At 75.3% G+C, this 22,284-nt stretch carries 20 protein-coding genes; 3 read left to right on the top strand and 17 right to left on the bottom strand.

Annotated features, from left to right (window positions below):
• Positions 1 to 32 precede the first annotated feature (32 nt).
• Positions 33 to 365, top strand: coding sequence for a hypothetical protein (locus AC2A1K_RS10700; protein ID WP_483896278.1), 333 nt, complete (start codon positions 33 to 35; stop codon positions 363 to 365).
• 126 nt (positions 366 to 491) lie between these two features.
• Here AC2A1K_RS10700 and AC2A1K_RS10695 read toward each other — a convergent pair whose 3' ends face one another.
• The 6 genes from AC2A1K_RS10695 to guaB form a co-directional block, all read right to left on the bottom strand.
• The gene (locus AC2A1K_RS10695) at positions 492 to 3,740 is read right to left on the bottom strand and encodes a bifunctional cytochrome P450/NADPH--P450 reductase (protein WP_483896277.1); all 3,249 of its coding nucleotides are present in this window, start codon (positions 3,738 to 3,740) and stop codon (positions 492 to 494) included.
• Positions 3,737 to 4,456 carry a hypothetical protein gene (locus tag AC2A1K_RS10690; protein WP_483896276.1) on the bottom strand — a complete coding sequence of 240 codons (720 nt, stop codon included), beginning with the start codon at positions 4,454 to 4,456 and terminating at the stop codon, positions 3,737 to 3,739. The genes AC2A1K_RS10695 and AC2A1K_RS10690 overlap by 4 nt, the downstream gene beginning before the upstream one ends.
• On the bottom strand, positions 4,453 to 4,626 hold the full coding sequence (locus AC2A1K_RS10685; protein ID WP_483896275.1) for a hypothetical protein: 174 nt from the start codon (positions 4,624 to 4,626) through the stop codon (positions 4,453 to 4,455). Before AC2A1K_RS10685 ends, AC2A1K_RS10690 begins: the two co-directional genes overlap by 4 nt.
• 130 nt (positions 4,627 to 4,756) lie before the next feature.
• Positions 4,757 to 7,525, bottom strand: a complete 2,769-nt coding sequence (locus AC2A1K_RS10680; RefSeq protein WP_483896274.1) for an AAA family ATPase — start codon at positions 7,523 to 7,525, stop codon at positions 4,757 to 4,759.
• Positions 7,526 to 7,620: 95 nt separating this feature from the next.
• On the bottom strand, positions 7,621 to 8,811 hold the full coding sequence (locus AC2A1K_RS10675; RefSeq protein WP_483896273.1) for an IMP dehydrogenase: 1,191 nt from the start codon (positions 8,809 to 8,811) through the stop codon (positions 7,621 to 7,623).
• Between the two features lie 18 nt (positions 8,812 to 8,829).
• Complete coding sequence (guaB, locus tag AC2A1K_RS10670) at positions 8,830 to 10,389, bottom strand: IMP dehydrogenase (protein ID WP_483896272.1); 1,560 nt, start codon at positions 10,387 to 10,389, stop codon at positions 8,830 to 8,832.
• A gap of 93 nt (positions 10,390 to 10,482) precedes the next feature.
• Between guaB and AC2A1K_RS10665 the strand changes: the two genes are divergently transcribed.
• A complete protein-coding gene (locus AC2A1K_RS10665) occupies positions 10,483 to 10,863 on the top strand; it encodes a DUF5319 domain-containing protein (protein ID WP_483896271.1) in 381 nt (126 codons plus the stop codon).
• Positions 10,864 to 10,993: 130 nt separating this feature from the next.
• On the opposite strand, the gene AC2A1K_RS10660 is transcribed toward AC2A1K_RS10665, so the two are convergent.
• From AC2A1K_RS10660 to AC2A1K_RS10650, 3 genes are all read right to left on the bottom strand, one after another.
• Positions 10,994 to 11,875, bottom strand: a complete 882-nt coding sequence (locus AC2A1K_RS10660; RefSeq protein WP_483896270.1) for an anti-sigma-D factor RsdA — start codon at positions 11,873 to 11,875, stop codon at positions 10,994 to 10,996.
• Positions 11,876 to 12,454 (bottom strand): sigma-70 family RNA polymerase sigma factor, encoded by a 579-nt coding sequence (locus AC2A1K_RS10655; RefSeq protein ID WP_285648660.1) that lies wholly within the window; start codon positions 12,452 to 12,454, stop codon positions 11,876 to 11,878.
• A 320-nt stretch (positions 12,455 to 12,774) separates the two neighbouring features.
• Positions 12,775 to 13,371, bottom strand: coding sequence for a response regulator transcription factor (locus AC2A1K_RS10650; protein WP_116709579.1), 597 nt, complete (start codon positions 13,369 to 13,371; stop codon positions 12,775 to 12,777).
• 632 nt (positions 13,372 to 14,003) lie between these two features.
• On the opposite strand from AC2A1K_RS10650, the gene AC2A1K_RS10645 reads away from it, so the two are divergent.
• Entirely contained in the window at positions 14,004 to 14,294 is a 291-nt protein-coding gene (locus AC2A1K_RS10645) for a WhiB family transcriptional regulator (protein WP_483896269.1), read from the top strand.
• A 178-nt stretch (positions 14,295 to 14,472) separates the two neighbouring features.
• Here AC2A1K_RS10645 and groL read toward each other — a convergent pair whose 3' ends face one another.
• The 8 genes from groL to AC2A1K_RS10605 form a co-directional block, all read right to left on the bottom strand.
• Positions 14,473 to 16,104 (bottom strand): chaperonin GroEL, encoded by a 1,632-nt coding sequence (groL, locus tag AC2A1K_RS10640; RefSeq protein WP_483896268.1) that lies wholly within the window; start codon positions 16,102 to 16,104, stop codon positions 14,473 to 14,475.
• A 113-nt stretch (positions 16,105 to 16,217) separates the two neighbouring features.
• Positions 16,218 to 16,529 carry a co-chaperone GroES gene (gene groES / locus AC2A1K_RS10635; RefSeq protein ID WP_133829575.1) on the bottom strand — a complete coding sequence of 104 codons (312 nt, stop codon included), beginning with the start codon at positions 16,527 to 16,529 and terminating at the stop codon, positions 16,218 to 16,220.
• 128 nt (positions 16,530 to 16,657) lie between these two features.
• Complete coding sequence (rimI, locus tag AC2A1K_RS10630) at positions 16,658 to 17,137, bottom strand: ribosomal protein S18-alanine N-acetyltransferase (RefSeq protein WP_483896370.1); 480 nt, start codon at positions 17,135 to 17,137, stop codon at positions 16,658 to 16,660.
• The gene (tsaB, locus tag AC2A1K_RS10625) at positions 17,137 to 17,874 is read right to left on the bottom strand and encodes a tRNA (adenosine(37)-N6)-threonylcarbamoyltransferase complex dimerization subunit type 1 TsaB (protein ID WP_483896267.1); all 738 of its coding nucleotides are present in this window, start codon (positions 17,872 to 17,874) and stop codon (positions 17,137 to 17,139) included. The genes rimI and tsaB overlap by 1 nt, the downstream gene beginning before the upstream one ends.
• 11 nt (positions 17,875 to 17,885) lie before the next feature.
• Complete coding sequence (locus AC2A1K_RS10620) at positions 17,886 to 18,440, bottom strand: tRNA (adenosine(37)-N6)-threonylcarbamoyltransferase complex ATPase subunit type 1 TsaE (protein WP_483896369.1); 555 nt, start codon at positions 18,438 to 18,440, stop codon at positions 17,886 to 17,888.
• A 4-nt stretch (positions 18,441 to 18,444) separates the two neighbouring features.
• A complete protein-coding gene (locus AC2A1K_RS10615) occupies positions 18,445 to 19,638 on the bottom strand; it encodes an alpha/beta fold hydrolase (protein ID WP_483896266.1) in 1,194 nt (397 codons plus the stop codon).
• Positions 19,631 to 20,794: an alanine racemase gene (alr, locus tag AC2A1K_RS10610; RefSeq protein ID WP_483896265.1), complete on the bottom strand. Its 1,164-nt coding sequence runs from the start codon at positions 20,792 to 20,794 to the stop codon at positions 19,631 to 19,633. The genes AC2A1K_RS10615 and alr overlap by 8 nt, the downstream gene beginning before the upstream one ends.
• A gap of 8 nt (positions 20,795 to 20,802) precedes the next feature.
• Positions 20,803 to 22,266 carry an NAD(P)H-hydrate dehydratase gene (locus tag AC2A1K_RS10605; protein ID WP_483896264.1) on the bottom strand — a complete coding sequence of 488 codons (1,464 nt, stop codon included), beginning with the start codon at positions 22,264 to 22,266 and terminating at the stop codon, positions 20,803 to 20,805.
• Between the last annotated feature and the right edge of the window lie 18 nt (positions 22,267 to 22,284).

The following is a 22,284-nucleotide window of genomic DNA, read 5'->3' as shown; positions in this document are numbered from 1 at the left end:
GGGCACGGCTACGTGGGTGCAGCTCCTGCTGGGTGCGCCGCGCACGGTCACCGAGGTCGCGGGCCTGCTCGGCGTCGCGCGGCAGGCGGCGTCGAAAGACGCTCGGCGAGCTCGTCACTCGCGGCTACGTCGCCCGCACCGACGACCCGGACGGCGACCCGGACGGCGACCCGGACGGCGACCGGCGCCGCCACCCCCTGGCACTGACCGAGGCGGCCCACCGGGCGGTGGCGACGGCGCGCGCCGACCGCGCGCACCTCGAGGAGCGGCTCACCGCCCGCCTCGGCGCCGACGACGTCGCCGCCGCCGGCCGGGTCCTGGCGGCACTGCTCGACGAGCTCGGCCTCGCCCGTCCCGTCGACTGAACGCCGCGTGCCCCCGCCTGCCGACCGGTTCTGACCTCGCGCCCGTTCCGGCCGAGGGCACCCCTCGCCCGTCCATGCGACCGAAGGGGCCCTTCGGTCGGAACCGGCGGGCGCGGCACCCGGCGCCTACACCACCGCGGTCTCGCCCCAGACGTCCTCGAGGTACCGGGTGGACGCCCGCAGCCCGGCGAGCCAGGCCTCGCCGTCGGCCTCGCCCGCGCCGGTCTTCGCGCGGAACACCGACACCAGGGCCGCGCGCACCCCCGGCGCCATGGTCGAGGCGTTGCCGCACACGTAGACCACGGCGTCGTTCTGCATCGCCGCCCACACCTCGTCGGCCGCGCCTTCGAGCGCGTGCTGGACGTAGCGGTACGGGTGGCCCGGTACCCGCGAGTACGCCGGGAACAGCGTCGCCACGCCCGCCTTCTCGAACGCCGCGAGCTCGTCGGCGTAGAGCAGGTCGTCCTCGGGGTCGCGGCAGCCGAGGAACAGCAGCGACCGAGCGATCGGCACGCCCTTGGTGCGCAGCGACTCGCGCTCCTGCAGGAACCCGCGGAACGGCGCCATGCCCGTCCCCGCCCCCACCATGATCATCGGGAGGTGCGGGTTCTCCGGCGGGCGGAACGCGATGCTGGGGCTGCGCACGAACGCGAACACCGTGCCGCCCTCGGGGACCTCGTCGAGATGCCCGGAGCACACGCCGCGGAAGGTCGACCCGTCGCCCGCGCGCGCCGGGCCCTCGAGCACCCCGACCGTTAGCGCGACGTCCGAGGACGCCTGCGGCGACGAGGAGATCGAGTAGAACCGCGGGCGCAGCGGCGGCACCAGGTCGAGGAAGTCCGCGAAGCCCAGCTCGCAGTCCGGGTGCGCCTCGAGCAGCTCGAGCAGCGTGCGCCGCGGCTTGGCGATCTGCTCCCGGTAGCGCGCCTTCGCCGCGTTCTCGGTGCCCGCGAGGCCCGCGAGCTCGTCGCGCGCCTCACCGGGAGGCATCGCCGCCGCCATCGCCGCGAGGCCGGCGCGGCTCGCCACGTCCTGCAGCTCGACACAGCCCGCGAGGATCGCGAGCAGCGGGTAGGGCTCGCCGACCGGCAGGTGGGTCGGCGCGCTGCCGTTCGCGGTCAGCGTCACGAACTGGCCGCCGTCGAGCCCGAAGCGCGCGGTGACCCGGTTGACCAGCGAGATCGGGTTGCGAGGCAGCACGCCGAGGTGGTCGCCGGCGCCGTAGGAAGCGCCGGCCGGCATCGCGATCTCGAGGTGGCGCACCGAGCGCCCGCCCGGCGTGCCCGCCCGGGCGGTGAGCTCGCGGTTGACGCGCACCGTGGCCGCCTGGCCCCGGTAGGACTGCACGACCGGGCTCGCGGTCCGGCGCTGCTCGATCTGCACCTCCAGGCGCGGGCCGGCCCCGGGCGTCGCGGTCGCCGTCGCGTCGAGCCCGAGCGCCGCGCCCAGGGCGTCCCACAGCCCGCGGCACCAGTCCTCGAACTGCGCGTCGACGTCCCCGCGGGCGTCGCCCTCGCCGCGCGGGTACACGCGCGTCCCGCCCTTGGCCTCCAGGCCGGCGTCGACGCGGGTCGGCACGGCCTGGTACGTCGCCGCCCAGTCGCGGTTGCCGCAGCCGAAGACGGTGAATCTTACGCCGACCGCGGAGGCCTGCTCGCCGTCCAGCCACACGCAGAACCTCCCGGCGTTGTCCGGCGGCTCGCCGTTGTACGACGAGGTCACGACCACCACGGCGCCCTCGGTCGGCAGCTCGCCGACGGCCTCGTCGAGCGCCGCGGTGCGGGCGGTGTAGCCCCGGTCGGTGCCGCCGCGGGCGATCCGGGTGGCGAGGTCCTCGGCCGCGCCGAGGTTGGAGCCGAACAGCACCAGCAGCGGCGTGCCGTGCCGGTCCGACGGCGCGACGGGCAGGGTCGCCGGCCGTGGCTCGGCGGCCACGGCCACCGGACGCGGCGCCGATCCCCACGTGCGCCCCTCCCGGGGCCGGACCGTGATCGTCAGCCCCTCGGGCTTGATCGTCAGCGTCTCCTTGATCTTCAGCTGGTAGTCCGCGTGATCGACCAGCTCGAAACGCTGCAGCAGCATGCCCAGGACGAGGACCGCCTCCTGCAGCGCGAACTGCCGCCCGATGCACGCGCGTTGCCCGGACCCGAACGGCCGGTAGGCGTTGGGGGGCAGCGCGTCGAGACGCTCCGGGGCCACGTGGTCGGGGTTGAACTCCTCCGCGTCGTCGCCCCACACCTCGGTCAGCCGGTGCAGCATCGGCGTCAGCGCGATGACCGACGTGCCCGGGTCGAACGGGCCGTACCCGCCCACGGTCTCGCCCGGGCTGCGGGCCTGGCGGGTGAAGGCGGGCGCCGTCGGCCAGAGCCGCAGGGTCTCGTCGAGGATCTGCCGGACGTACCCGAGCTGGCCGACCTGCGCCACGGTCGGTGCGATGCCCGGGTCGGTGCCGAGCACCCGGTCGACCTCCTCCTGGGCGCGGGCGACGACCTCGGGGTGCTTGAGCAGGTAGGACACGGCGAACGACAGCAGCCCGCTCGTGGTCTCGTGGCCGGCGATGAGGAACGTGCCGCACTGGGCCACGATGTTGTGGTCGGGCAGCGTGTTCCCCTGCTTGTCGGTACCGACCAGCATGTGGCCGAGCAGATCGCTGCCCGGATCCCCGGAGGCGCGCCGCTCCTGGACGATCTTCTCGATCGTGTCGTCCATGAACTTCGCGTTCTCCATGAAGCGCCGCTGGGCGCCCCGCCGGAGCGTGATCTGCGCGGGGAACATCCGCTGGCGCCTGTTGCTCTCCGCGAGCGTCTCCATCATCGCCGCGACGAACGGGTGCTGGGAGTCGCGGTAGAACGAGTTGAATCGGTACCCGAACCCGCAGAGCGCGATCGTGTCGAGCGTCAGCCGCGTCATGTCCGCCGCGACGTCGATGGGCTCGTCGGCGTTGAGGCGCTCCCACTTGAGCATCAGCTGCTGGGCGATGTCGACCATCGGGTCGAGGTAGCCCTTCATCGCCCAGGTGCTGAAGCTCGGCAGCAGGATGTCGTGCGCGGACTTCCACAGCGGGTCGGCGGTGTCCGCGGTGAACAGGCCGGCGCTCTCGTGCGTCTTGCGGATCTCGCGCTGACCGGTGCCGACGAGCTTGTCGAAGCGGCTGTCGTCGCAGAGGTCCTGCACCATCTCCAGGCCGTACGCGATGTACGACGCCCCGCCCGGGCGGTGCAGCGCGAAGATCGGCCCGTACTCCCGCGCCAGCTCCATCACGCTCTGGATCAACCGCGTCGTGTCGATGTCGCGGGCGTTGCCGATGATCGGCAGTGGCTTCGGTCCGGGGATGTCCGCGAGGGACCGAGCGGGGGCGTCCGGCGTGGTGGTCATGGCTCGCTCCTCGGGGTCGGGACGGGAGTGGGAAGGGGGGTCGGCGCCTCGGACGGCGGCGCGGGCGCCCGGCGCCGGCGGCGGTCGTGGCGCAGCAGGACGACGGCGACCAGCAGCACCCAGGCCGGCAGGACGAGCAGGCTCGCGGGGTGGTCGGTCGCGGTGAGCAGGAGCCAGGCCGCGAGGAGGTAGCCGACGATCGCGCCGGCGCGCGGCAGGACACCCGCGCCGCGCAGCAGCGTGGTCGTGGTCAGCGCGAACATGCCCGCGCCGCGGACCGAGAACCCGAAGACCAGGCCGTAGCCGAGCGCGGCGAGCCCGCGCGCGATCTCCGGGTCGAGCGGGGCGCCGCCGCCGATGGTGGTCAGCAGCACCGGTGTCGCCATCGCCGCGGTGCCGCCGAAGAGCAGCGCGACGAACAGCACCCCGGACAGCAGGTTGAGGCCGTGGGCCATGGCCGACGGGTTGGTCTCCAGCCCGGCGAGCACCGAGCGCAGCGCCACCGCGAACCAGAGGAACGCGATCCCGGCCAGCGGCACCAGATAGATCGCCACGGCGGTGACCACGGTGTTGCCGGAACCGCCGTAGAACGCGCCGTAGTCGGTGACCGGCGCGCTCAGGTGCGGCACGTTGTCGACGGCCAGCATGGCCGCCACGAACAGCGCCGCGAACACGATGCCGAGGACCGCGGCGACGCGCGGTGTCGCCGGCTTCACCGCGGCCGCCGCTCGGCGCCGGAGGAGCCGGGCCGCTCGGGCTGCAGGTCCTCGAGGATCCGCAGCAGGTCGAGCGTGCCCGAGAAGGCCTGCTCACGGCCGGTCTCGGTGATCACGGTGCCCTCCAGACGCCCGTCGGACGTGCGGAGGAGATCGACCGACAGGTGCATGGGGACCTCCTCCTCGACGCCGTCGAGCGTGCGCCGCGAGAGGGGTCGTGCACCCCGTCCGGACCTTCCAGTCCGGTTTCCAGTCAGGTCTCTCGTGAGCACTTTCCGGGGCTATAGCCCCGGAAAGTGCTCACATGGGGCGCGGGCGCATCAGGTCGCGCCGGGAGGCGACGCCGAGCTTCGCGTAGACGTTGGAGAGGTGGTAGGCGACCGTGCGCGGGGTGATGTAGAGGTCGCGCCCGATCTCGCGGTTGGTCAGGCCGCGGGCGACGAGGGCGACGACGGCCTCCTCGTGCGGGGTGAGGCCGAGGGCCTCGTCGGGCGCGGGTGTCAGCCCGGCGCTGTGCAGGAGCTCCTCGCAGCGCGCCCGCCACGGCGCGGCGCCGAGCCGGGCGAGGGTGTCGCGGGCGCCGCGGAGCAGGTCGACGCCCGCCCGACGTTCGCCGGCCGCGAGCAGGCGACGCCCGATCTCGGTCTCCAGTCGGGCGAGCGCGTGCGGCGCGGCGATCCCCTCGGCGCCCGCCTCGGCCACGGTGCGCGGCCGGCCGCCGTGCACGCCGAGCCGCAGCCGCGCGACGTCGACGCGGTGCCGCCCGGCCGCCCGCTCCTCCAGCGCGGCCAGGGCCACGGCCCCGTCGCCGGTGCGCCCCAGGGCCAGCAGCGCCTCGGTCTCCAGCACCCGCGGCGCGAGCATCCCGAGCCCGTCGGCGAGCACCCGCACGCCGGGGTCCCGGGTCGGCGCCAGCGCCTCGAGGACGCCGGCGGGGTCGTCGGACACCTCGGCGAGGCGCGCGGCGGCGACAGCCGCGCAGACGTCGAGCCCCCACCACCGCGGTCCCGACGCCGCCGCGGCCGCGAGGTGCCCGCGGGCCTCGTCGGCGCGCCCGCGGACCGCGAGCGCCTCGGCGGCGAAGGCGTGGGCGAGGGCCCCGGGCAGCGCAGTGCCGCCGTCGCGCGCGAGGGTGACGGCCAGCTCGAAGCCTTCGACGACGCCGTCGGGCGCGCCGATCCGGTCGGCGACCGCGGGCCGGAAGGCCAGCGCGAGCGCCAGGCCCCGCACCGGTTCGCCCGCGCGTGCCCGCTGCACGGCGTCGTCGAGGTCGACGGCGGCGGCCGGGTCGTCGCCGGCCAGCGTCGCGAGCATGCCGCGCACGATGAGCGCGTCGACGAGGGGCGGTCGGCCGTCGACGCCCGTGGCGCGGTCGAGCACGGCGCGCGCGTCGTCGCCGCGTCCCAGGGCGGCGAGCCCGAGGACCAGCGCCAGCCCGCCCGGCAGGCGCACGTCGTCGCCGCGCGCGCCCTGGGACAGGGCCACCCCGGCGGTCCCCACGGCACGCTCCGGATCGCCGTGCAGCAGGTGCAGGAGCGCGAGGTGCGCGGCGGCGCCCGCACGGGCGCGGTCGCCGGGGCGTTCCTCGCCGGGGTCGTCCGTCGGCGCCGTCGCGAGCGCCGCCTCGAACCACTGCCGCGCCACGCCGAACCGCCCGGTGAACAGCGCGAGCTGGCCGAGCACCGCCGAGCGCCAGGGTCCCGGCCGGCAGCCCTCGACCGCGTCGGTGAGCGCCACCGCCCGCGCGATCTCGCCGTCGCCGATCAGCCGTGAGGCCGCCGCCAGCAACCGGCGCTCGCGGTCGTCGGGTTCGGTGGACAGGTCCGCCGCCGCGCGCAGCAGGTCGGCGGCCTCGGCGCCGGAGAGCGCGGCGCCGGGTGCGGCGACCAGCTCCTCGATCTCGGCGGCGAGCGACGGGTCGGGGCCGGCGGCGGCCGCGATCCGGTGGTCGAGCGCGGCCCGTCCGGCCGTCCGGGCGGCCGCAGCGGTATGCAGGGCCCGACGCCGCGCCGGGGGCAGGTCGCCGCGGACCGCCGCGCGCACCAGCGGGTGCACGAACCCGATCCGCACCGGCGGCCCGCCGGGCAGCTCCGCGACCAGTTCGAGACCGACGGCCTCGTCGAGCGCCTCGGACGGGTCGTCGAGGCCCGCGACGGCCGCGGCGAGCGCCAGCGGAGTGCTCTCGCCCAGCACGGCCGCGGCGCAGACGAGCGCCTCGGTCGGGGCGGCGGCCCGGGACAGGCGCACCAGCAGCACCGACGGCAGGCTGCGCGGGGCGGGCAGCGCGTCGGCGGTGCCCGCGAGCACCTCGGCCGAAAGCTCCTCGAGCAACGTGCGGGCGTGCAGCGGATGGCCGCGGGTGTGTCGCCAGAGCCGCTCCGCCGCGCCCGTCGAGCCCAGCGGCCGCCCCAGCGCCGCCGCCAGCTCCGAGAGCTCCCCGGGGTCCAGGCCCTCGAGACGCACCCCGCGGACCGTCTCCCCCGTCGCCGGCAGCCGCTCCCACCACGCGTCCGCACCGTCCAGCGCCTGGCCCCCCAGCCCGCCCGCGGGGTTCCGGATCCCCGCGAGGACGAGCACGCGGTCGTGGCGCAGCCGACGCAGCGCGAACACCAGCGCCCGCACCGACGCGGGATCGGCCCACTGCACGTCGTCGAGCACGACGAGCACCGGGTCGTCGTCCGGCACGGCACCGAGCGCCCCGAGCAGGTCCGCCCCGACGGCGAACGGGTCGGCCCGCGGGGCACGGTCGGGGCGCAGGAGCGGGAAGCGGTCGAGGAGCGCGGACGGCAGGCCCGCGACGAGCTGGTCGAGCAGGCCGTGCGCGAGTCCGGACTCGGCGGCGTCGCCGGTGGCGGTGAGCACGGCGGCCGCGCGCCGGCCGGCGGCGGCGCGGGCCAGGAACGCCGTCTTGCCCCCGCCCGCCTCGCCCTCGACCCACACCACGGCCGGACGCCCGGCCCGCGCGTCCTCCCACGCCTGGTCGACCACGGCGAGCGGGCCCCGGCGCCCCACGAACACCGGCGTGACCACGGCGCGCCGCGACCACGCGGGGTCCGGGCGCGCCATCATGATTCAGACGACAGCGCACCCTCCGTGTTCTGTCCAGGAACACTTCCGTGGGACGTCACCCGGTTGCCGAGCGTGCGCGACCGCGGGAGCACCGGTCAGCGACGGACCGAGAGCCCCACGCGCTGGAACTCCTTGAGGTCGGAGTAGCCGGTCTTGGCCATCGCGCGACGCAGGGCGCCGAAGAGGTTCATCGTGCCCGCACCCGAGCGGGCGGGGCCGGTGAGCACCGTGGCCAGGTCGGGCGCCACGGTCGGCACGCGGGTGATGCCGCTGCGGGGCAGCGACGGGTGCGCCGCGGACGGGGTCCAATACCAGCCGCCGCCCGGGGACTCCTCCGCCGCGGCGAGCTGCTCACCGAGCATCACGGCGTCGGCACCGCAGGCGATGGCCTTGGCGATGTCGCCCGACGTGCTCATCGCACCGTCGGCGATGACGTGCACGTAGCGCCCGCCGGTCTCGTCGAGGTAGTCGCGGCGCGCGGCGGCCGCGTCGACGAGCGCCGTCGCCATCGGGACGCCGATACCCAGCACATCGTCGGTGGTGGTCGCCGCGGACTGCCCGTAGCCGACGATCACCCCGGCGGCGCCGGTGCGCATGAGGTGCATCGCGGTGCGGTAGTCGCCGACGCCGCCCGCCACGACCGGGATGTCGAGGCCCTCGATGAAGTCCTCGAGGTCCAGTGGGCCCTCGGCCTCGGGCCGGTCCCGCCCTCCGATGGTCGAGCTCCGCTCCCCGACCGGTGTGCTGAGTTCGATGTCTCCCGAGACGTGCTCTGCAGAGATGATCGTGCCCTGCACGACGAGCACCTCGACGCCCGCCGCCAGCAGCGTCGGCGTCAGCTCGCGGGCGTGCTGGGGGCTGACGCGGGCGGCGACCGTGCCCCCCGCCACGCGGATGCGGTCGAGCGCCTCGGTGACCAGCGCCGGCTGCACGGGCGCGGCGTGCAGTCGCTGCAGCTCCGCGACGGCCTCGGCCGGGTCGGTGGCGGCGCGGGTGATGACCTCGCCGAGCACCTTCTCGGTCTCGGCGTGCCGGGCCCACAGCCCCTCGGCGTTCAGCACGCCGAGGCCGCCGAGCTCGCCCACGCGTGCCGCGGTGACGGGGCTCACGACCGCGTCGGTCGGGTGGGTCAGCAGCGGCAGCTCGAAGCGGTAGGCGTCGAGCTGCCAGGCCGTCGAGACCGCCGACGACGACCGGGTCCGCCGCGACGGGACGATGTCGAGGTCGTCGAAGACGTAGCTGCGCTGGGCGCTGCGGTTCCGCCCGATCTCGACCTGCTCGCGCACGCGGCGGCCCTCTCCCTGCTAACGCGCGCCGTAGTTCGGCGCCTCGGCGGTCATCGTGACGTGGTGCGGGTGCGACTCGGCCAGCCCGGCTGCGGTGATGCGGACGAGGTGCGCACGCTGCAACTCCTCGATGGTCCGCGAGCCCGTGTAGCCCATCGCCGCGCGCAGTCCGCCGACGAGCTGGTGGGCCACCTGGGCCAGCGGCCCCCGGAAGGGTACGCGGCCTTCGACGCCCTCGGGCACCAGCTTGTCGTCGGAGAGCACGTCGTCCTGGAAGTAGCGGTCCTTGGAGTACGAGCCCTGCTGCCCGCGGCTGCGCATGGCGCCCAGCGAGCCCATCCCGCGGTAGGTCTTGAACTGCTTGCCGTCGAGCAGCACCAGGTCGCCGGGCGTCTCGGCCGTGCCGGCGAGCAGCGAGCCCAGCATGACGGTGCCGGCGCCGGTCGCGAGGGCCTTCGCGATGTCGCCGGAGGACTGCAGGCCGCCGTCACCGATGATCGGGACGCCGTGCGGGGCCGCGGCGGCCGCGGCCTCGTGGATCGCGGTGATCTGGGGGACGCCGACGCCCGCGATGACACGGGTGGTGCAGATCGAGCCCGGGCCGACGCCGACCTTCACCGCGTCCGCACCCGCGTCGACCAGCGCCTGGGCTCCGGCGCGCGTGGCGACGTTGCCGCCGACGACCTCGACGCGTTCGCCGAGCTCCTGCTTGAGCTTGGCCACCATCGCGGTGACCGCCCGCGAGTGGCCGTGCGCGGTGTCGACGATCAGCACGTCCACCCCGGCGTCGACCAGCGCCATGGCCCGCGACCAGGCGTCGTCGCCGACGCCCACGGCCGCGCCGCAGAGCAGCCGGCCGTCCGGGTCCTTGGTCGCGAGGGGGTACTGCTCGGTCTTGACGAAGTCCTTGACGGTGATGAGGCCGCGCAGGGTGCCCGCGCCGTCGACCAGCGGCAGCTTCTCGATCTTGCGGCGGCGCAGCAGCCCGAGGGCGGCCTCGGCGGTGACGCCGACCTGCGCGGTGACGAGGTCCTCGGCGGTCATCACGTCGCGCACGCGGCGCGAGTGGTCGACCTCGAAGCGCATGTCCCGGTTGGTGATGATGCCGACCAGGCGTCCGCCCTCGTCGACGACGGGCAGCCCGGAGATCCGGAACTTCGCGCACAGCGCGTCGACGTCGGCGAGGGTGTCGTCCGGCGAGCACGTCACGGGGTCGGTCACCATGCCGGCCTCGGACCGCTTGACCACCTCGACCTGGGCCGCCTGCTCCTCGGCCGGGAGGTTGCGGTGCAGAACGCCCATACCGCCCTGGCGCGCCATCGCGATCGCCATGCGGGACTCGGTGACGGTGTCCATCGCGGAGCTGACGAGCGGGACCCGCAGCGTGACCCGGCGCGTCAGGCGCGCCGACGTGTCCGCCTCGGAGGGCACCACGTCCGACTCGCCCGGCAGGAGCATGACGTCGTCGAAGGTGAGTCCCAGCAACGCGAACTTCTCGCTGTACTCGGGTCCGGCTCCCCCATCGGCGTGCACCCTCGAACGCTCCGCGTCCCGCAGCCCGGCGTCGGTCAGCACCATGACCCCGATCGTAGTCCGCACTCCGACGGGGTCCCCCGGGCGCGCACACCGCCGCTGGGTGACGCGAGCCGCAGGTTGGGTAAATTGCCGGTCGTGGCCTACGAAGCGCTGCCGCCCGATCCGTTCGCGGGAGACCCCGCGGACCCCGCTCGCGCGCTCGGGGGACAGGACGCCGACGCTCCCGACGACGCGCCCCTCGACGACGCCGAGCGTGACGAGGTGGTGGCCGACCTCGGCGACCTCGCCGTGTTCGAGGCCCTGCTCGCGCCCCGCGGCATCCGCGGCGTGGTGGTCGACTGCGAGGACTGCTCCGAGCAGCACTACCACGACTGGGACCTGCTGCGGGCCAGCCTGCAGCAGCTGCTCGACGAGGGCCACATGCGCCCGCACGAGCCCCCGTTCGACCCGGACCCGGCCGCCTACGTGACCTGGGAGTACTGCCGGGGCTTCGCGGACGCGACGCTCGCCGAGTAGAGGCGGCACGGAACGGGTCAGGGCAGCACGCCGAGACGGGAGCCGCCGCGCCGGAGGCGGATGACAGACCTCACACGGACGACCGGCCCGGCCCCTGTCGGGGACCGGGCCGTTCGGCGTTCTGCGGGTGTCAGCCCGTGGTGGGCGACGTGGATCCCGAGCTGGACGACATCCCGCTCGGGGTCGGGGTCCCCGGAGGGTCCTCCGTGCCGCGCGTCGACGGGTCGACCGTCTGCGGCTCCGGGCCGTCCGAGTCCTCGGCCGGCGGGGCGGCCGGCTCGGCGGGCTCCGGCGTCGGGGTGTCCTCCGGCGACGGCGACGCGCCCGAGGGCTCGGACGTGCGCTGCGACGAGCCCGACGAGGGCTCGCGGCTCGAGGGTGACGGGTCGCTCTCGATCGAGGTCTGCACCCGGTCGCGCTCGGCGACGAGCGGCGCGCGTTGCTCGGGGGCGAGCTGCGGGATGGCGACGTTGGCCTGGGCCAGCTCGTTGCGCGCGGCCTGGGTGTCGCCGCGGGCGAGGGCACCGTTGGCGGCTTCGATGCGGTTGCGGACCTCCTCGACCCGCTCGACACCGGCGGCACGCTCGGCGAAGAAGACCTTGGAGACGCCCCAGAGGGTGTCACCGGGCATGGCGCCGTGGACGGCGACCGTGAGGCCGGCACAGGCGACCGCGGCGGCGACCGCGGCGATGGCGAACGGCATCCGCCGCCGGCCACGGGAGCGCAACCGGTCGCGGCTCTCGTGCCCCGCGGCGACGGCCTCGGCCGCCTCGTCGAGCGTCACGAGCTCGGGCATGGGGTCGGCCTCGATGTCGGCCCGCCACGCCGCGAGGATCGCCGCGAGGCGATCGTCGTCGGTGCCGCCGAAGCCGTACGCGCCGGTGTCACCCGCTGCGCCGGCACCGCCGGCGAGCGCGTCGATCAGGGCGTCGTCCGCCCGGACCGCCGCGAGGTCGACGGGGCCGTCGACGAGGTCTCCCTCGGACCCGCCCGACGCCCGGTGGCCGCCCACTCAACTCACCTCTTCCGAGATCGCGGACACCGCGGTCCGCAGTTTCGACAACGCCCGGTGCTGGGCCACCCGCACCGCTCCGGGGGTGGACTCGACCGCTTCCGCGGTTTCCTCCGCCGACAGTCCAACGACGACACGCAGCACGAGGATTTCCCTCTGTTTGGGCGGAAGCGTGTCGAGGAGTTGACCCATCTGGACGGACAACGCTCCGTTGAGTGCCCGCTGCTCGGGGCCGTCCCGGGGATCGAGCTCCTCCGGGAGCTCCTCCACGGGTTCGGACCGGCTGCGGGCGACCGAACGGTGGGCGTCGACGACCTTGTGGGCCGCGATGCCGTACACGAAGGCCAGGAACGGGCGGCCCTGATCGCGGTATCCCGGCAGTGCGGTGAGCACGGCCAAGCACACCTCCTGGGCCACGTCGTCGGCCGAGACCGATGACCGTTCCTGCCGACCGATGCGCGCGCGGCAGTACCGCACGACCAGCGGCCGGATGATCGCGAGAACGCGGTTGAGGGCCGAGCGGTCGCCGTCGTTGGCGGCGGCCACCAGTCCCTCGAGGTCGTTCCCTGCGTCGGTCATCGCTGCACGTGGCCCCGGTGTTACGCGGGGCGGTGGCGCCGTGTGCATCGGTGTCGGTGCCACCGCCGGTCGGTCCGGCACACCGGCCGAGGTGAGAGGGCCGGGCGCCATGGTCGGCTCAGCGTACCGGGCAGTCTGCGGACCCGGACCAGGCCAGGACGAAGGAGGTGCGGCATTCGCCCGATCCGGGCCACGCCACCGGTCCGCGGCACGGTTGACCGCCCGCGGGATGCCGATCACCGGCGTCGGGACGTCGGCGGCGGGGACCCCGTGGGACGGGCCGACCGGACTTCCCGAACGACCGTCGTTCCGAGACGCGGTCAGGAGACCAGGCCCCGTCGGAACCCGTGCGCGACGGCCTGCGCACGGTCGCGGACACCGAGCTTGCGGAACAGCCGGCGCGCGTGGGTCTTCACCGTGTCCTCGGACAGGTAGAGCTCCCGGCCGATCTGGCCGTTGCTCTTGCCCTGCGCCATCCCGCGCAGCACCTGCAGCTCCCGCTCGGTGAGCTGGACCCCCGAGTCGGCGGGGGTGCGCGGCGCCGGCACCGACGTGCTGGCCAGCGTGTGGGCGAGCGCCGCGACCAGCTCGGGACGGGACGCGTCCCAGCGCAGGTAGCCGCGGGCTCCGCCGGCGATCGCCGCGGCGATGCTGCCCGAGTCGTCGGGGGCGCCGAAGACGATGACGTTGGCCTGCGGGTGGGCGGCGACGAGACGCCGGGTGGCCTCCACCCCGGTGGGCACCGCGCGCTGGGTACCGACCAGGACGACGTCGACCGTCTGCCGCGAGAAGCGGGTGAGCAGTTCGTCACCGTGGGCGACGCAGTCGATGCGGTGGACACCCGGGACCGCGGACATCACCCTGGTGAGGCCTTCACGGACGCTGCGACGATCGTCGCAGATCAGCACCGTGGTCACGGGAGCTCCTTTCTGCAGCGACCCTGCAGCCGATGAGCGAGCACTCTCCCCCATCGGCGCGCTCACCGACGAGCTTGACCCGCCACCCGGAGCGAATTCGGTCCGTCGTCCGGCCGGTTCGCGTCCGCGGTCGGCTCCCCGCTCGACGTGCCGGTCCATGCGCTCTCCTATGCGACGGGCGCAGGACGTGCCACGCCTCGATGGGGCCGAGGACCTCCACGGCCGATCGGCGCCGGTCGGCGGACCGACCGGCCGGTGTGGCGACCCTCCCCCTGTTCAACGTGCGGGCGACCCTACGGTGACGACCGGAGATCCACCGGTGACGACCGTCCGGCGACACTCCTGTGTACTCCGCGTGCGGGGAATGATCACGGATCGGAGCCGGTTCGGCAAGCACCCCGACATGTAGGGCGCCGCTCGGCGATGAATACATCGGGGAATGGCGCACGTCGCATGCCCTTGTCGGGTCGTGCACAACCGCCATAGGGTCCGTCACGGTTGTCGCGGTCCGCGCCGCGGTGCGCACACAGCGTGACGACCAGCCGGAGCACGGCGCGATGCGGAGCCGGTCGCGGCTCGCACCGGGACGTGCGCAGCAGGACCCGCGGGTCCACGCGACGTGGAGGTGGCGCATGGCCGACGTCCGCCGGCTGCCCGGACCCAACGCAGATGTGTGGGACTGGCAGCGACTCGGGGCCTGCCGTGGCATGGACAGCACGTTCTTCTTCCACCCGGACGGTGAGCGCGGGCCCGCCCGGGCCCATCGGGAGCGGCGCGCCAAGGCGGTCTGTCGCGAGTGCCCGGTCATCGAGCCGTGCCGCCGGCACGCGATCGCCGCCGGCGAGCCCTACGGCATCTGGGGCGGCATGTCGGAGTCCGAGCGCGTGGCGGCCGCCACCGGCCGCCCCCGCCGCCTGGGCTGACCCCTCACGAACAGCAACGGGCCCCCGAACCGCCGAGGCGGCTGGGGGCCCGTCGTCCGTTCACGCACTCGGCGAGCGCCGGAGCGCGCCGGAGGTCGGTAGGCAGCGCGACATCGAACTCAGCACGCCGATTGGGCTGACTGCCGTATCTCCTTGGCGATCTCCTTGGCGCGACCGACTAGTGCCCGTGGCCGTGCCCGTGGCCGTGGCCGCCCGCGGCGGCGGCCGGCTCCTCCTCCTCGGGCTTGTCCACGACGGCGCTCTCCGTGGTGAGCACCATGCGGGCGATGGAGGTGGCGTTCTCCAGAGCGGAGCGCGTCACCTTCACCGGGTCGATGATCCCGGCGGCCATGAGGTCGCCGTACTTCTCGGTCGCGGCGTCGTAACCGCCGCCCCAGCCCGCCTCGGAGACCCGGGCGGTGACGACGGCACCCTCGAGCCCCGCGTTGCTGGCGATGGCCTTGAGCGGCGCCGCGAGCGCCCGGCGCACCAGGGCGACACCGGTGGCCTCGTCGCCGGTGCGGCCGAGGCCGTCGGCGAGCTCGGCCGCGGCGTGCAGCAGCGCGCTGCCGCCACCGGGGACGATGCCCTCCTCGACCGCGGCGCGAGTGGCAGCGATGGCGTCCTCGATGCGGTGCTTGCGCTCCTTCATCTCGGTCTCGGTGGCCGCACCGACCTTGATGACCGCGACGCCGCCGGCGAGCTTCGCCAGCCGCTCCTGCAGCTTCTCGCGGTCCCAGTCGGAGTCGGTCTCCTCGATCTCGCGCCGGATCAGCGCGACGCGCGCGTCGACCGTCTCGCGGCGGCCGCCACCCTCGACGAGGGTCGTGGTGTCCTTGGTGATGACCGCGCGACGCGCGGTGCCGAGCACCTCGGTACCGACCTCGGACAGCTTGATGCCGACCTCGGGGTTGACGACGGTCGCGCCGGTGGCCGCCGCGAGGTCGTCCAGGAACGCCTTGCGGCGGTCGCCGAAGAACGGCGCCTTGACCGCGGCGACCTTGACGGTCTTGCGGATCGAGTTCACCACGAGCGTCGACAGAGCCTCGGCCTCGACGTCCTCCGCGATGATCAGCAGCGGCTTGCCGCCCTCGACGACCTTCTCCAGCAGCGGGAGCAGGTCCTGGATCGAGCTGATCTTCTCGCGGTGCAGGAGGATCTGGGCGTCCTCGAGCACGGCTTCCATCGAGTCGTTGTCGGTGACGAAGTAGGGCGAGATGTAGCCCTTGTCGAACTGCAGACCCTCGGTGATCTCCAGCTCGGTGGCGAGCGTCGAGGCCTCCTCGACGGTGATGACGCCGTCCTCGCCGACCTTCTCCATGGCCTCGCCGATGAGGTCGCCGATCGTCTGGTCGCGCGAGGCGACCGCGCCGACGGCGGCGATGCCCTGGCGGCCGTCGACCGGGGTGGCGCGCGAGCGCAGGACCTCGGTGACCTTCTCGGTGGCGGCGAGCATGCCGGCGCCGAGCGACGTCGGGTTGGCCCCGGCGGCCAGGTTCCGCAGGCCCTCGGAGACCAGCGCCTGCGCGAGGACGGTGGCCGTGGTCGTGCCGTCGCCGGCGACGTCGTTGGTCTTCGTGGCGACGTTCTTCGCCAGCTGCGCACCGAGGTTCTCGAACGGGTCGTCGAGCTCGATCTCGCGGGCGATGGTGACGCCGTCGTTGGTGATCGTGGGACCACCGAACTTCTTCTCCAGGACGACGTGACGGCCCCGGGGTCCGAGGGTCACGGTGACCGCGTGCGCCAGCTGGTCGACGCCGCGCTCGAGCGCGCGGCGAGCGGTCTCGTCGAAGGTGATCTGTTTCGGCACTGAGCCAACCTTTCCGGCTGAGTCTTCCTCACGGGCTCGCGGGAACGACGCCGCCCCGGCGCCCCCTCGGGGCCACCGGGGCGGCGTGCGTTGTCCTGCGAGGCGCGCGGGTCCTAGTTGACGACCGCCAGCACGTCGCGCGAGGAGAGGACCAGGTAGTCCTCGCCGTTGTACTTGATCTCCGTGCCGCCGTACTTCGAGAAGATGACGACGTCACCCACGGCGACGTCGAGGGGGATGCGGTTCCCCTTGTCGTCCACGCGGCCCGGGCCGACGGCGAGGACCTTGCCCTCCTGGGGCTTCTCCTTCGCCGTGTCCGGGATGACGATGCCGGAAGCGGTCGTGGTCTCGGCCTCGCTGGCCTGCACCACGAGCTTGTCCTCGAGCGGCTTGATGTTCACGCTGGCCACGTCGGTGACCTCCACCTGTCTGGGGTCGGAGCGGATTGCGTCCCTTGTTTTCACGGCGCCGGGGGTCCGCCCCGTCGTCGCGGGTGCCGAGGCGGCTCCGACGCCGTGCTGATTGGCACTCTAGCGCCGAGAGTGCCAAGTCATCAACGAGGGTCCCTCACGGGCGGGTCGCCGCCGGGGAGCCGTCGCATCGTGTAGGCGTCCGCACCCGAGGCGTAGTACCGGCGTCGGGTACCCAGGACCGCGAACCCGACGCCGCGGTAGAGCCCCAGCGCGGCCTCGTTGTCGACGCGGACCTCGAGGTAGGTCGTCGCGCCGATCCCGTCGGCGGCGGCGAGGAGGCCGTCGAGCAGGGCTCGCCCGATCCCCCGGCCCTGGTGGGCGGGGTCGACCCCGATCGTGTGGATCTCGGCCTCGGCCTGCTGCCCGAGGCGGCCCGGCACCAGGGCGACCCCGCCGTAGCCGACGAGGCGACCCTCGTCGCGGGCCGCGAGGTAGCGGTGGCCGGCGCGCAGCTCGTCGCGGAAGGCCCGCGCGCTCCACGGATCGTCGCCCGGGAAGAGGATCGCCTCGAGCTCGGCGCACCGGTCGGCGTCGGCCGGGGTGAGCTCGTCGAGGACGATCACGACGGCACCGATGGTCCAGCTCCCCCGTCGGCGTGCTGCCGTGGACGCTGCGTGTCCCGGGAGACCGCCTTCGGCGCCCCCGGCGGCACGGCGTCGGGGCGGCGCAGGTAGAGCGGCACCAGCGGGCCGGGATCGGTGCCCGCGCGCAGGGCGCTCGCGGCGACCGCGACCAGGCCGTCGGGCCGGGGACCGGGGGTGTCGTCGCACGCCCGGGTGGGTGCGGTGGCGACCGTGTCGGCGGCGTCGCCCACGATCCGCTCGACGGGGCCGAGGTCGCCGTCCGGGCCCAGGCGCGCGGCGAGCTCGACCGGTGCGACGACCTCGGGGCCGTGCGTGCGGGCGCCGTCGGCGAACAGGCTCCAGTAGACCTCGCGGCGGCGGGCGTCGGTGACCACCAGCAGGCGTCCGGGAATGCCGACGGCCAGCGCGTCGTGCGTGGGGACGCCGTGCACCGGGATGCCGAGGCCGTCGCCCATCGCCGCGGCCGTCACGAGCCCGACGCGCAGGCCGGTGAACGGTCCAGGACCCAGGCCCGCCACGACGGCGTCGAGGTCGGCGCGCGTGCGCCCGGCCTCGGCGAGGGCGTCCGCGACGGCGGGAGCCAGCAGCTCGGCGTGCGCCCGGGCGCCCTCGGCGTCGCGCGCGGCCCGCGTGACCGGCGCTCCGCGGTCGGACAGCTCCACGACCCCGGCGGTGATGCGGGCGGTCGCGGTGTCGAGGGCCAGGACGAGCACGGAGGGGAACCCTACGGAGTGACCAGCCGGGCGGGTCCGTGGAGGTGCGCCTCGCGCACCTCGTCGTACCCGCCGTCGTACCCGCCGTCGTACCCGCCCGCCCGGTCGACCGTGGTTCGACGCCTCCCGCCGCGGTCGAGGCGCACGAGCAGGTGCTCGGCGGCCAGGTGCTCGGCGACGCCCTCGCCCCACTCGATCACGACGGCGGCGCGGGTGAGGTCGGTGTCGAGGTCGAGGTCGTCGAGCTGCGCGGCGACCTCGCGCGGGTCCGGGGTGACATCGGTGCCGACCCCGAGCCGGTAGGCGTCGACGTGGACGAGGACGAGGCCACGCCCGCCGAGGGAGGCGGGCAGCGGAGGGTGCTCGCGGGCGATGACGAACGTCGGCGACGTGACCGGTCCTTCGACGCCGAGGCCCTCGCCGACACCCGCGGCGAGGCAGGTCTTGCCGGCGCCCAAGGGGCCCGCGAGGACCACGAGGTCGCCGGGCTGCAGGCGCGTGCCGATCGCGTGCCCCAGGGCGGCCGTGTCCGCCGCGGTGGGGAGCTCGACGCGGCGGTCGGTGATCACCTCAGGCACGGCGGCGGGGCCGGCGCAGCCCGCGGCGCGGGCGGTCGGCGGACGTGGGGCCGCTGGGGCGCAGGCGCCGCAGCACCTGGCTGCGATGGGTGCAGCGGCGCAGCAGCTCGAGCAGCGCCGCGTCGAACTCCCCGGGTTGCTCGAGCATCGCCATGTGCCCGGCGCCCTCGAGCGGCAGGAGCTCGGCGTGCGGCATCTCCGCGGCGATGAGCTCGGAGTGCTCGTAGGGGATCATCCGGTCCAGCGTCCCGCCCGCGACCAGCACCTCGCACTGCGACAGCCCCGCCAGCGCCGCGCGCCGGTTGTGGGTCGAGAGCGTGTTGGCGAACGACGTCAGCGCGTCGAGCGGGGTGGCCGCGATCGTGCGGTCGACGAGGTCGACCAGCGCGGGGTCGGTGGTGCGGTCGCCGAACGACAGCCCCTGGACGAACGCCCAGACGAGGTTTCCCGCGGCCCGGCGCACCCGGTCGGCGAACGCGGGCTGCCAGTGCGCGATGCGGCCGAGGACGTTGACCGTCGGGTTGCGGTGCGACAGCACGGCCTGCTTGAGCCCGCCGGCCATGACGTCTCCCGCCGACGTGCACACCAGCGCGACCCCCGCGACACGCTCGCGGAACAGCTTGGGGTTCCGCTCGGCCAGCGCCATGATCGTCATGCCGCCCATGGAGTGCCCGACGAGCACGATCGGGCCCTCGGGCACGACCGCGCGCAGGATCGCGTCGAGGTCGGAGCCGAGCTGGGCGATCGTGCACGAGCGCGCGCCCGCCTGCCCGGAGCGGCCGTGGCGACGCTGGTCGTAGAGCACCGTCCGCACGGCGGGCTCGGTGAGCTCGGAGAGCATGCGGCGCTGGAAGTGCCAGCACTTGCGGTCCAGGGCGAAGCCGTGGACCAGAACCACGGTCAGCTCCGGCCTCGCGCCCGGCGTGACCGGGTCGATCTCCTCCACCGACAGCCGCACGCCGTCGTCGGCGGCCACCGAGGACTCCCGTCCCGGCGGCAGCAGGCCCAGCTGCGAGGGATGGGCCTTCTCCTCCTCCGAGAGCCGCTCGCGCTGGCGCAGGATCCGCGCCCGCGTCCGCCCGGCGCCGACCGCGCCGGCGGCGGCCGCGCCCCCGAGCACCGCCCCGGCCACGGCCCCGGCGACGCCGCCGGGCGAGATGCGGTGCTCCTTGCCGGCCTCAGCCATCGGTGGAGGACACCCGCGTGCGCGTCACCCGCGGACGACAGCCCACGCCCGTGACGACCTCGTAGTGGATGGTGTCGAGCCACCACGCCCACTCGAGGGCCGTGGGCTCGCCGGCGGTGCCCGGTCCGAACAGCAGGACCTCGTCCCCGGGAGCCACGTCGCCGGCGAAGGTGGCGGCCGGGCCGAGGTCGACGACGACCTGGTCCATGCACACGCGTCCGACGACCGGGCGGCGTCGCCCGGCGAGCTGCACCGTCATCGTCCCTCCGAGCCGTCGCGGCACGCCATCGGCGTACCCCGTTGGCACCAGCGCCAGCACCCGGTCGTCGGGGGCCACCCACTCGTGACCGTAGGACACACCTTCCCCGGCGGCCACGTGTTTGACCAGCGCCACCCGGGTGCGGAACGTCATGACCGGCCGCAGACCGTGATGGTCCGGGGCCTCGAGGGGGTCGAGGCCGTAGACCGCGATCCCGGGCCGGACGAGGTCGAGGTGCAGGTCCGGACGGGTGAGGGTGGCGGCGGAGTTCGCGAGGTGCCGCCAGGGGCGCGGTCCGCCGAGACGCTCGCCCGCGGCGCGCCAGGCCTCGTCGAGACGCTTCGCCTGGACGTCGATCGTGGAGTGGTCGGGCGCGTCGGCGTGCGCGAGGTGCGACCAGACCGCCGCGACCTCGACCCCGCCCGCCGCACGCGCCGTCTCGACGGCGTCGAGGAGATCGCCCCACGCCTCGGGCGGGCAGCCGTTGCGGCTCAGCCCCGTGTCGATCTTGAGGTGCACGCGGGCCGGGCGCCCTGCCCGTCCGGCGCCGGCGACGACGGCGTCGAGCTCCGCGCGGGAGGAGACGCCGAGGTCGACCTCCTCGGCGACCGCGGGGGCGAAGTCGTCGTCGGGCAGGTGCAGCCACGACAGCACCGGGGCGCGCACGCCCGCGGCGCGCAGCTGCGCGGCCTCCTCGAGGGTGCAGACGCCGAGCCACGTCGCGCCCGACGCGAGCGCGGTGCGCGCGGCGTCGACAGCGCCGTGTCCGTAGCCGTCGGCCTTGACCACGGCCATCGTCGCGGCGCCCGAGGCGCGCGCGAGGCCGGCGAGCAGGCCGACGTTGTGGGCGAGGGCGTCGTGGTCGATGCGAGCCTCGACGCGGGAGCGTGTGCTCATCGGGCTGGTCATCGTCGGGCCTCCCTGACCTCGCGGATCGCTCGCGGGAGCGCCCGCGCGACGAACGACGCCGGCACGGGCGAGCCGGGTCCGTCCGCCGCGCCGGCGCCGACGTCGGCGGCCCGGGTGTGGACGAAGGCCGCGCAGCCACCGGCCCACCAAGGGTCGAGCCCGGCGGCGAGCAGTGCGCCGGCGACGCCGGAGAGCACGTCGCCCGAGCCCGCGGTGGCGAGCCAGGCGCTGCCGGCGGGATGCACGAGCACGCGGCCGTCGGGGGCGGCGACGACCGTGGCGTTGCCCTTGAGCAGCACGGTGACGCCGAGGTCGGCGGCGGCTCGCCGGGCGGACCCGACGCGGTCGTCGGTCAGCTCGGCGACGCGGGCGAACTCGCCGGCGTGCGGGGTGATCAGCACCGGGGCGCCTGCGGCCTTCTCCCGCAGCTCGGCGTGGCGGCCGAGCAGCGTCACCGCGTCGGCGTCGGCGAGCACGGGCAGGCCGGCGTCGAGGACGTGGGCGAGGGTGCGCGCGCCGACGTCGTCCGTGCCGAGCCCGGGGCCGACCACCCAGGCCTGCACGCGCCCGGCGTCGGAGACGGTGTCGGTGGCGACGATCTCGGGCCAGGCGGCGCGCACCGCGTCGGCGGCGCTGCCCGCGTAGCGGACCATGCCGCTGGTCGCCAGCGCCGCGGCGCCGCTCGCCAGCACCGCCGCGCCCGGGTAGGTCGCGCTGCCGGCCGCGACGCCCACGACGCCCTGGGTGTACTTGTCGTCTCCGGGGCCGGGGACGGGCCAGCGCGCGCCGACGTCGGGCGCCTCCAGCACGTGCACCGGGGCGGGCGGCAGCTCGGGGCCGATGCCGATGTCGATCAGCGTCACGGGCCCGCAGCGGGGCGCGGCGAGCACGTGGACCGGCTTGCGGGCGCCGAAGGTGACGGTGGCGGCGGCGGTCACGCAGTCGTCGCCGGGCACCCCGGTGAGCGGGTCGACGCCACTGGGGGTGTCGACGGCGAGCACCGGGACCTGCGCGGTCGCCGCGGCCTGCGCGAGCGTGGCGGCCTCGGGGCGCAGCCCTCCGCGCGCGCCGGTGCCGACGATCGCGTCGAGCACCAGGTCGGCGCGGTCGACCGCCGCGACCCCCTCCTCGACGGACGTCACGACCCGGCCCCTCTGCCTCGTCAACGCGGCCAGGCCCCCGGGGTGGGCGCGGTCCGGGCTCACCAGCACCGCGGTGACGGCGACGCCCCGGCGCCGCAGCTCGTAGCCCGCCCACAGCCCGTCGCCGCCGTTGTTGCCCGCGCCCGCGAGCACGACGACGCGCCGCCCGGCGACCCCGCCCGTCCGCCGCTCGAGCTCGGCGAGCGCGACCTGCGCGACACCCCGCGCGGCGCGGCGCATCAGCGCGCCCTCCGGGGTCCGCGCCAGCACCGGCTCCTCGGCCGCGCGCACCTCCTCGGGCGACCAGACGCCGTACACAGTTGCTCCCTCCGCACT

This window comes from Actinomycetospora sp. 2LY8.5, assembly GCF_057180585.1.
The sequence above is the reverse complement of the archived record's forward strand: the minus strand, read 5'-3'. Positions and strand labels throughout refer to the sequence as shown.